Here is a 9,998-nt window from a genome sequence, read left to right as displayed (position 1 = left end):
AATACAATTATGACCTTAATAAAAGGAAGGGATAGTAAATGATGAAAAATGAATCATTGATTATTGTACCAACATATAACGAATCTCATAACATTGAGCGGCTAATTGACCGCTTAATGGACCTGAAAACCCGTGTGGACGTACTTGTAATTGATGATGGTTCTCCGGATGGGACCGCTGATCATGTTCGTAAGTCAATAGAAAAGTACCCTGACCGAATACAAATTATTGAAAGAGAAGGAAAACTGGGCCTGGGAACTGCATACGTCCGCGGTTTCAGATACGCACTTAGTAAAGGTTATTCATATGTGTGTGAGATGGATGCAGACTTTTCACATGATCCGGATGATGTTGACAGGCTTATTGACGAGGTTCGGTCAGGCAATACCGATGTTGCTGTTGGGTCAAGATATGCGAACGGCATCAGTATCATAAATTGGCCACTTAGCAGGTTGATACTTTCTTATGCGGCCAATATATATGCTCGAACCATAACAGGGTTACCGATCTTTGATACAACTGCCGGGTTTAAATGTATTCATCGAAAAGTGCTTGAAAATATTTCTATCGATCGAATAAAGTCAAATGGGTATGCATTTCAGATAGAACTTCACTTTAGGGCCTGGAAAGCCGGTTTTAAACTGAAAGAGGTCTCTATTGTTTTCAGAGAACGTCAGGAGGGAGTCTCAAAAATGTCTAAGGCCATTGTAAGAGAGGCAATTTGGAGAGTGTGGTCCCTAAAATTAAAAAGTATTTTCGGAAGACTTTGATTAATTCTGAATTCTCACCTCTACATAAGATTATGTATATTAACAGTGATTAATCATTAAAAGCAGCTATGCAATATTTAGATTTTGAACAGCCCATTGCTGAACTAGAAAATAAGATAGAAGAGTTGAAAAAACTCTCAAACGTTAGTGATGGTGTACTTGATAAAGAAATTGAAAGTCTTAATAAGAGAGTTTCCAAACTCCGGTCATCCATTTTTGAAAATCTAACAAGATGGCAAAGGGTTCAATTGGCTCGACACCCGGATCGTCCTTATACACTGGATTATATCTACAAGGTGACTGAAAATTTTGTGGAGTTACATGGTGATCGCTATCATTCTGATGACAAAGCCATTGTAGGTGGTTTTGCAACAGTTGAAGGACAGTCTGTGATGATCATTGGTCACCAAAAAGGGCGTGATACAAATAGTCGTAAGTATCGTAATTTTGGAATGGCCAACCCTGAAGGATATCGAAAAGCTTATCGGTTGATGAAGCTGGCTGAAAAATTTGATATTCCTATTATAACTTTACTCGACACTCCAGGGGCTTTCCCGGGATTGGAAGCTGAAGAAAGAGGACAGGCTGAAGCTATTGCTAAAAACCTCAAGATGATGGCTATGCTTAAAGTGCCTTTTATCACAATTGTTATCGGTGAAGGAGCCAGCGGTGGAGCAATTGGTATCGGTATGGGAAATGAAGTTTATATGATGGAAAATACCTGGTACTCAGTGATCTCTCCCGAGTCTTGCTCATCCATTCTCTGGAAAACATGGGACTATAAAGAGCAAGCCGCTGCCGTACTTAAATTAACGGCACCTGATCTAAAAGATCTCAAGGTCATAGATGGTGTTATTCCTGAGCCTCTAGGTGGTGCACATCGTGACCACGACGCGGCAGCTGACGAAGTAAAGCAGCAGATACTAAAAAGCCTGAAGCGATTGAAAAAACTGAAACCGGAAAAGCTTATCGAGCAGCGTATTGAGAAGTATGCAAGCATGGGTGAGTGGAAAACGGTGAAGTGACCCGTGAAATTTCCTGATAAGCCTCCCATCATTGAATACAAACATGAACTCAGAAGTCGCTATGGCGAGACTGATAGAATGGGTTATGTGTATTATGGCCGGTATCTGGAGTACTTTGAAGTGGCACGTACTGAAATGATCCGCTCTTATGGTCTTTCATACCGGGAGCTGGAAGAGTCAGGTGTCATGCTTCCTGTAATTCACACAGAGATCGAGTATAAGATGCCGATCCTATACGATGAAAAAATGAAGATAAAAGTTATGGTATTTGATACACCGGCGGTTCGTCTTCAAACTTTCTATGAGGTAACTACGTCGGCCACTGATGATGTGCATATTTATGGCGAGGTATCCCTTTGCTTTATGAATGCAGAAACCCGCCGACCATGCAGGGCTCCGGAAAGTTTTATTAACAGCATCACTTAATTTAATTGACTGTGAATAAAACTCACACCCAAAACGGAGGGCTTTATCTTTCTGTTACAGGAGCATCCGTATTATTATTCGTACTGGCTTTGGGACCGGGACTTTACGGCAGCGAATATTCTCATCTTTTTAGCTGGCAGTACAAAGGATTTGATCTTTTGTGCCATCAAATGCCGGACCGTTCTTATCATATAGCAGGCGTTCCAATGGCGGTTTGCAGTCGCTGTATTGGTATTTACGGTGCTTTTGTGGTGGGTTGGTTAGCTTTGCCTATTTTCTCAAAAGTAAGTATTTCCCACAAAACTAGAATTGGCTGGTTAATTGGACTTATTATTTTAAATTTGGTTGACGTAACAGGTAACTTTTTCGAGATGTGGTCGAATACACTTACTACAAGGTTGGTGTTAGGGACATTACTCGGATTATCAGTGGCGGTACTTTTTAACGATGAATTTTTCTCACACAAAAAACGGATCGAATATGGATAATGAACAAAATGCACCAAGTTACTGGAACTCGGTTCTGATCGGGGCACTTACGGTCGCTCTTATAACCGGTGGGCTCGGTATCATTCTCATGTACTACGTAGCAGGGGCTGAACCATCAATGACACTAATGGTGGTTTCAGGACTAACATTGCCATTGACCTGCCTTTTGGGGTTAGTGGGTGGTTTAATTTCTACAAGACATTATGCTAAAACCTATGATATAACTTTTTCAATAGGGCAGGGAGCCATGATTGGTTTATTAACCGGTGCGATTGCTGCAATATTTGCAACGCTGATAAGTCAACTCTGGATGATGATAGATCCTGCTCTGATGGAAAACTTTTATGAAAATATGATCTATTCAATGGAGCAGGTGGGTTTACCACAGGCGCAGTTAAACGATACTATCGACACTATGCAGCAAACCAGAGAGCAACAACAATCATTAAGTGGAATTGTTACAGGATTACTGACAAATGCTGTGATACTTGGAATTGTGAACGCGCTAACAGGAATGGTTGGGGCGAAAATATTTGCCTCCGAAGATTAAATAAATTTGATGGAACAAAATTTAAGTTCAGACCCTGATACTAAGGAAAATCCGAATATTCAGCATAATATACCGTGGGTAGAGAGGAATGGCTTTGCCCATTGGGCCGTGGCATTTGGATGGGTATTGATCGCCCTTATAGCCTTTAATATAGTGGGCGCTATTGTTGGTGTTGCAGGAATACTTCTAACTTCAGAAAACCTGGATCCTGAATCGATGATGCAGGAACTTTCCTCCAACTTTGATATTCTTTTCTTGGCTAATTCATCGGGTCAGATCTTTATTATGGCATTGGCTACCATGTTATTGGTAAAATTGCATGCTGTAAAGGGGAAAAGGCTGGAGTTTCTGCGCTTAAAACTTTCAGCCAACGTATGGCATGTAACAATTGTAGGGGCCATCTTATTTGTAGTGGCTCAGCCGACTATTCTATTTTTAGGATGGCTGAATTCGTTTGTGCCGGTTCCTGATGTGATGGCTGAAATGCAGGAAACCATGGCAGAAATGATAACCACTTTTCTGAAATCAGATAATGCACTTATTCTTGGAGTAATCCATATTGGTTTTGTTCCTGCTATCTGCGAAGAGATCATGTATCGGGGATATGTACAGCGCGCACTGGAAAAAAGCTGGGGAATTATCGCTGCAATTTTGATTTCGGGGGCCTTGTTTGGCGCTTATCACTTACAAATATCCAATTTTATTCCCCTTGCAACACTAGGGGTTTTCCTGGCTTATCTTACCTATGTATCTGATAGTTTGATTCCGGCTATGGTAGCTCATTTTGTGAATAACGGTGGACAGGTGATCGCCAGTAGTTATTACCCTGAGATGCTGGATCAAAAGATATCACCCGAAATGGATATACCGATCTTTTTGGTGGTCATAAGCGTGGCAGCTACAACATTTTTATTATACTACCTACATCAGATAAAAATAAAAGGAGCTGAATGATGGGTTTTTTTTCTGAATCCCCTAAACCGAATGATATTGATAACTGGGTTTGTGTGATGGAAGCAAGCACTGACCTTGAAGTGGAAATGGCCAAAAACTATTTGTCAAACCTTAAAATTCCGTCAAATATCCTCTCTAAAAGAGATTCAGCCTATAGTTTGACGGTGGGTGAAATGGCTTTGGTTTATTTGTATGTACCATTAGAATACAAAGATAAAGCGGTAAAAGCTTTAAAGGATCTTGAAAAGGAAAGTGCGGATTTTAATCCAGAAAATGACTCAGAGGAGTAAGGTTTGAGTGAACTTGCCAAACGTATACTGTTCGCAGTTCCGGCAGCAATCCTGTTCATATATCTTACGTGGATCGGCGGTTGGTACTTTAAGATATTTGTCATTTTGATCGGATACTTCATACAGCAGGAAGTCATGAGATTAATGGATGGGGCAGGGCAGCCAACCGATCAATATTTTCCGTACACGATAGGCTTGTGGGTCATGCTTTATCCGGTGTTACCATATGTTTTCGAGATCGGTTTAAGTATCTTTCTTCTCTTTGTTGCAGTACAAACGTTCCGAGACAATGAGGATAGCATCAGTCAGTTAAGCAGTTCATTCTTTGCAGGACTTTATGCACCTCTCGGTTTGTTAAGCCTGATGCTGATACGTGATACCGGCTCAAATGAGACAGGTTTCGTGCTTACGATCGCTACTATGTTAATGATCTGGGGTGGGGATGTATTCGCTTACTTTGGAGGTAAGAATTTTGGCAAAAATAAACTGGCACCAACTATAAGTCCCAATAAGACATGGGAAGGATTTTTCTTTGGATACCTGGGATGTTTTGTTGGATTGTTGATCGCATTGAAAACCATCCCGATCGAAACTGCACTTACTCTTACGTTGGCATTGCCGCTGGTGCTTTTGGTGGGGACTTTTGGTCCTTTTGGAGACTTGATCGAAAGTAAGATAAAAAGGAAAGCGGGTGTAAAAGACTCATCTAATCTGCTTCCGGGGCATGGCGGATTTTTCGATCGATTTGATGCAGTTATTCTAGCTGCTCCGGCAGTTTATGTTTATATAAAGCTCATTCAGGACTTTGACTATGTTACATTTTGAAGTTTCGTGGGAAGTAATACCGCTTAAATTAAAAGAGGTATTCACTATTGCACGAGGGTCAAAATCTGAGGTGCAAAACGTTTTTCTAAAGATCACCAAAGATGGAATAACCGGATATGGTGAAGCTGGTCCTAACACTCGATATGGGGAAACTGATGAAAAGGTCGTCAATTTCTTTGAATCCTTGCCCAATGACTTTTTTGATGCTCTGACAGATGTTTCCGAAATCAAACCAAAACTAGATAGCCTGAAACTATTAGATATCTTTTCAGCAAGGGCGGCTGTTGAAATGGCTTGGTTAGATTGGTGGGCAAAATCCAGATCCAGACCTTTATGGAAATTGTGGGGTTATCACTCTCCAGTTTGTCCAGTTTCTTCGTACACCATTGGGATAGATTCTATTGAAAAGATGCAGCAAAAAGTGAGGGCAGCTGATAGGTATCCCGTGTATAAGATCAAATTGGGAACTGAGAATGATCATGACATTATTAAGGCTATTCGAGAGATAACGGATAAGCCGCTGCGGGTAGATGCAAATGAAGGCTGGGTTACATTGGAGAAGGCTAAGCAAGAAATTAAGTTTCTTGAATCACAAAATGTGGAATTGATCGAACAACCTATGCCTGCCTCAGAACTTGAGTTGATGAAAGAGTTAAAACAATGGTCGGTATTGCCATTAGCTGCTGATGAAAGTTTTACTGGCACCGAGAATCTGAAAGAAATCGCTGCAGCTTTTGATGTCATAAATATTAAACTGATGAAGATGGGTAGCCTGAATGAGGCAAGGCTGGTCATAAAGGAGGCTAAACAATTAGGTTTAAAGGTCATGATCGGTTGTATGATCGAAAGTTCGCTTGCTAATGCAGCCGGGGCATTATTAGGTCTGGATGCGGATTATGTTGACCTTGACGGGCATTTATTGATATCTAATGATGTTTGTAAAGGTTTGATTATAGATGATTATATGAGGGTCGTTTTATCTGATGGTCCCGGATTTGGAGTTGAATGTGAATGCTAAGAAGATGAAATGTGGTTATACATATACTAATTATAAATAAATAATACGCTATGAATATATTAATTACAGGCGGTACCGGTTTTGTTGGCAATGAATTAAGAAGGATGCTTCTTAAAGAAGGTCATAATCTGGTTATTGTGACCAGAAGTCCAAAAAAATACGAAGATGAGAATGCGCAAAATCAGAAGTTTGTTTCTTGGGAAGATGATCTTGTTGTTGAAATCGAAAAAATGGATGCGGTGATCAATCTTGCTGGGGAGAGTATCTTTGGTCAGCGTTGGACGGAAGAGGTTAAAAAGCGCATCATGGACAGTCGTATTAGAAGCACGGAGCGCTTGGTTGAAGCCATGGAAAAAGCTGGGAACAGGCCTGAAGTCTTTGTTTCGGCATCTGCCTCAGGATACTATGGCGACAGAGGTGACGAGGTGCTCACAGAAAGTGAGTCGCCTTCGGATGATTTTCTTGCCCGCGTGTGCGTACAGTGGGAGAAAGCTTCCCATAAGGCAGAAGAGATAGGAGTTAGGGTTGTAAACCCAAGGATTGGAATTGTACTTGAAAAAGGCGGGGGTGCATTGGAGAAGATGATTCCTGCTTTTCAGTTTTTTTTAGGAGGCCCTATTGGCAATGGAGAACAATATATGAGTTGGGTACACCGCACAGATCTCTGTAAAGCCATCGTATTTCCCCTACATAATGAAGAAATGAGTGGTCCCTATAACGTGAATTCACCAAACCCGGTCACGATGAATGAATTTTCTAAGATATTAGGAGACGTGATGGGAAGGCCTTCAATCTTTCGTGTTCCAAAATTTGCATTGAATATAATTCTTGGAGAAGCTGCAAAGCCGGTAACGGATAGCATTAGAATGCAACCTAAAAAATTACAGGTGGCCGGATTTGAATTCCGGTTTCAAGAATTGGAAGAGGCACTTGCCGATATACTTTAGTTCTTGTTGTTATTGTGCTTCAGCTTGGTCCGTTTCCTGCTTATTAATGGTCCAGGAGCGTAAACCTTCTCTGGTTTGTGCAATCAACTCTTTAAGGCCGTCACCGTTTATATCCGTTATGAGAACATGCTTCATGCCAGATGTAGGGAGGCTGAAAAGTCGCTTATCTGTTAATATCTCCCAAGCAAATAGTCTTCCGAATTCAGCCAGTGCAAGAACCTCCCTGTTCAGGTCAGCATTAATATCTGTTATGATAGGAGAGAATGTTGATGATGCAGGTTGGCCCAGGCTTTTTGTATATCTGAGTTTTCCAGCTTCATTATACAGGAAAATAGAGCCATTTGTGCTTTCAGTTATGATCAAGTCTTCATTATAAAACCCGGTTGAATCTTTGAGCAATACATTGGGTTGTACCTTCAGTGATGATATTTCATTATTGGATACATATAGTGATCGAATGCCAAGTGAATCTTCAGAGATAATTGATGCGAGTGAATCCGCAAAGATCGGATCCGTGCCAATGGAATAGATATAACCATCAGACGCACCAGCTAATACTTGATTCTTATAGTGTAAGGGAGACCCCGTGAAAGGAGCGTTTATGAAAAGCGGGTAACCCGGCCTCGCATTACCATTGCGCAACCAGCTATGAAGTGTGTTTTCAGAAAATGCCCATAATGACCATAAGTCATCAACCAAACTAAAAGAAGGTCTCGTATTAACCACTGCATTTGTATTTTGAGGCCAGCCTCTGACGTTATCCCCCCTGCCGTCCAATACATGAATTTTGCGGTCTTGAGTGGCTACAACGATCTCCGGAACTCCATTTCTGAGAACATCCTGAACCAGTATTGGAGCAGAGATCTGTTCTTCCAATTCTATAGGGAAGCGGGGTAGTAGGTTTCCGTTTTCATTCCATGCAAAGATCTTGGATCCTGCTGCCTGAAGAACGATCTGTTGATTATTACCGTACCAGTCATATAATGTGGGGCTGCCAATAGGTTCTAACCCGTCTGTAGATGTTTCCATGACGATGGTTCCATCCATAGCTAAAGCCAATACACGTCCATTTTGAGTGGATACCACAATCTCATCTGCCGAACTACCTACAAGATCACCCAAAACTGGTGTCCCACTCAGTTCAGAATTAGATAAAGGTACCACCCATAATTCTTCGTAGGGAACACTGACACCTTCTTTGGAAAAAGTATTTAACTTAAGGTCAACTGTGCTGCTGCTCGCTGTAAATGTCATGGCCGTGAGGTCAAAACGGCTGAGTATTCCACCGGCGGTAGTTTCAGATTTCAGGTAGGGAGTGATGTATTGGAGGAATTCGTTAGAATCTGTCCATACAAAACCACTCACGGCTTCAGGCATATTATCTTTCATAGAGGAGTATATATCCTCGTAATAAATAACACGACGACGGATTCGGTCAGAGTTAACGCTTTCAGCTAAGCCTTTTCTCTTTGCGATCACAGCAACATCACTTGAAAAGGTAAGGTAAAAGTCACGGAGGTTACTTAACTCGGAACCGATCAATTCTCCCAAAACACGACTGCTGACCTGATAAGTGTTGTCCTGACGATCAATGAAGCCTCCGGTGTTTAACTCAAACATTTCCTGCCTAAATTTACTCAGGTTGCTGATCTTTCTCATAAACAGATACTCACCCTCCTCTAGTAGCCCGGATTCCGGAAAAGATTCAAAGGCGAATTCAGAAGATAAAGTGTTGGCGATCTCTTGATAACGATCCACATCATTCAAAAGCAGAGAATCCAAAGATGTCATAAAAGAGTCTTTCGGTTTGGCTGGAACGGTGGTAGCGGGCAAACGCATGATGGCAAAAGTAGCTACGTTACTGGCTATGTGTCTGTCGAGAGTGATTGGTTTGTTTTCAAATGAAAAGGCGTCCACTAAAATCGAGCGATTATCCAGCAAAGGAATGGTACCTGTCAATTCTACATTAGCCGTGGTGTCTTCAATAAATTGTGTATTAATGATAGCAGGAGCGGTTCCACTAAAGGAATTCATGAGTCCCGGACGACTGCTTACCTGCGCATATTGCTCGATCCATTTATCAAGCTTAGGGGTATTTAGCACTAATGAACTCTTTGGTGGTTCACTGTTTAGTTTGATCGCAGGCGATTCTCCAACATAACTTCGAATGGCATTTTCTATGAGTAAACTGGATTTGGATAGAATGAGATTATCATGAATCTGAGCTGCGTACAATTCATCTCTGTTAAAGAACAAACGATGAATCGTCATTTCATGAAAGCGATAATTATTCTGTGTGAAAGGCTGATAATAATTTGAAGCCCAATTCTTTAAATTGTTATCACTGAAGTCGATAATGTAAAGCAGTTCTGAGTCTGTGGATGTTACAGGATTTAAAACAAGTGCTTTTATTATAAGCTGTGTATTTAGGTTATCTCCCAGGCCGGCCACCTGCTGAATACCTGATGGAGTCATGTCATCAAGATATGATGCATATTCTTTGGCAATAATATCCTGTACATTTACGGCCTCATCCGGGACGACCACAAAAGTGGAATTCTCAGGAATCAGTTTATACCATTCATTGGTTGGTATGGTAGAACATGCAGAAACAAAACTTAAAATGAAAAAAGTAATTAAGATCTTTGTAAGGCGTTGCATCAATAAGAAAAAATAAGCTGTTTTAGATATTATGTAATGGCTAA

11 protein-coding genes are annotated in these 9,998 nt (G+C 41.1%); 10 read left to right on the top strand and 1 reads right to left on the bottom strand.

Translation table 11 applies throughout. The features are described 5' to 3' along the window. Nucleotides 1-38: 38 nt before the first annotated feature. From ACKGJO_RS09645 to ACKGJO_RS09600, 10 genes are all read left to right on the top strand, one after another. Nucleotides 39-770 (top strand): polyprenol monophosphomannose synthase, encoded by a 732-nt coding sequence (locus ACKGJO_RS09645; RefSeq protein WP_411323214.1) that lies wholly within the window; start codon nt 39-41, stop codon nt 768-770. Between the two features lie 68 nt (nt 771-838). Then, complete coding sequence (locus ACKGJO_RS09640; protein WP_411323213.1) at nt 839-1,795, top strand: acetyl-CoA carboxylase carboxyltransferase subunit alpha; 957 nt, start codon at nt 839-841, stop codon at nt 1,793-1,795. A gap of 3 nt (nt 1,796-1,798) precedes the next feature. Then, on the top strand, nt 1,799-2,221 hold the full coding sequence (locus ACKGJO_RS09635; protein ID WP_411323212.1) for an acyl-CoA thioesterase: 423 nt from the start codon (nt 1,799-1,801) through the stop codon (nt 2,219-2,221). An 11-nt stretch (nt 2,222-2,232) separates the two neighbouring features. Continuing rightward, the gene (locus ACKGJO_RS09630; RefSeq protein ID WP_411323211.1) at nt 2,233-2,709 is read left to right on the top strand and encodes a DUF2085 domain-containing protein; all 477 of its coding nucleotides are present in this window, start codon (nt 2,233-2,235) and stop codon (nt 2,707-2,709) included. After that, nucleotides 2,702-3,259, top strand: coding sequence for a DUF4199 domain-containing protein (locus tag ACKGJO_RS09625; RefSeq protein WP_411323210.1), 558 nt, complete (start codon nt 2,702-2,704; stop codon nt 3,257-3,259). Before ACKGJO_RS09630 ends, ACKGJO_RS09625 begins: the two co-directional genes overlap by 8 nt. A 9-nt stretch (nt 3,260-3,268) precedes the next feature. Beyond that, nucleotides 3,269-4,213 carry a CPBP family intramembrane glutamic endopeptidase gene (locus ACKGJO_RS09620; RefSeq protein WP_411323209.1) on the top strand — a complete coding sequence of 315 codons (945 nt, stop codon included), beginning with the start codon at nt 3,269-3,271 and terminating at the stop codon, nt 4,211-4,213. Further along, the gene (locus tag ACKGJO_RS09615; RefSeq protein WP_411323208.1) at nt 4,210-4,503 is read left to right on the top strand and encodes a hypothetical protein; all 294 of its coding nucleotides are present in this window, start codon (nt 4,210-4,212) and stop codon (nt 4,501-4,503) included. The genes ACKGJO_RS09620 and ACKGJO_RS09615 overlap by 4 nt, the downstream gene beginning before the upstream one ends. A 3-nt stretch (nt 4,504-4,506) precedes the next feature. Beyond that, entirely contained in the window at nt 4,507-5,328 is an 822-nt protein-coding gene (locus tag ACKGJO_RS09610; RefSeq protein WP_411323207.1) for a phosphatidate cytidylyltransferase, read from the top strand. After that, nucleotides 5,315-6,346, top strand: coding sequence for a dipeptide epimerase (locus ACKGJO_RS09605; RefSeq protein WP_411323206.1), 1,032 nt, complete (start codon nt 5,315-5,317; stop codon nt 6,344-6,346). Before ACKGJO_RS09610 ends, ACKGJO_RS09605 begins: the two co-directional genes overlap by 14 nt. 50 nt (nt 6,347-6,396) lie before the next feature. Continuing rightward, nucleotides 6,397-7,293, top strand: coding sequence for a TIGR01777 family oxidoreductase (locus ACKGJO_RS09600; RefSeq protein WP_411323205.1), 897 nt, complete (start codon nt 6,397-6,399; stop codon nt 7,291-7,293). A 9-nt stretch (nt 7,294-7,302) separates the two neighbouring features. Here the strand turns inward: ACKGJO_RS09600 and ACKGJO_RS09595 are convergent, their stop codons facing one another. Continuing rightward, nucleotides 7,303-9,954, bottom strand: coding sequence for a PQQ-binding-like beta-propeller repeat protein (locus ACKGJO_RS09595; RefSeq protein WP_411323286.1), 2,652 nt, complete (start codon nt 9,952-9,954; stop codon nt 7,303-7,305). Between the last annotated feature and the right edge of the window lie 44 nt (nt 9,955-9,998).

Source organism: Gracilimonas qinghaiensis, from assembly GCF_046602855.1.
Lineage (GTDB): Bacteria > Bacteroidota > Rhodothermia > Balneolales > Balneolaceae > Gracilimonas.
The sequence above is the reverse complement of the archived record's forward strand: the minus strand, read 5'-3'. Positions and strand labels throughout refer to the sequence as shown.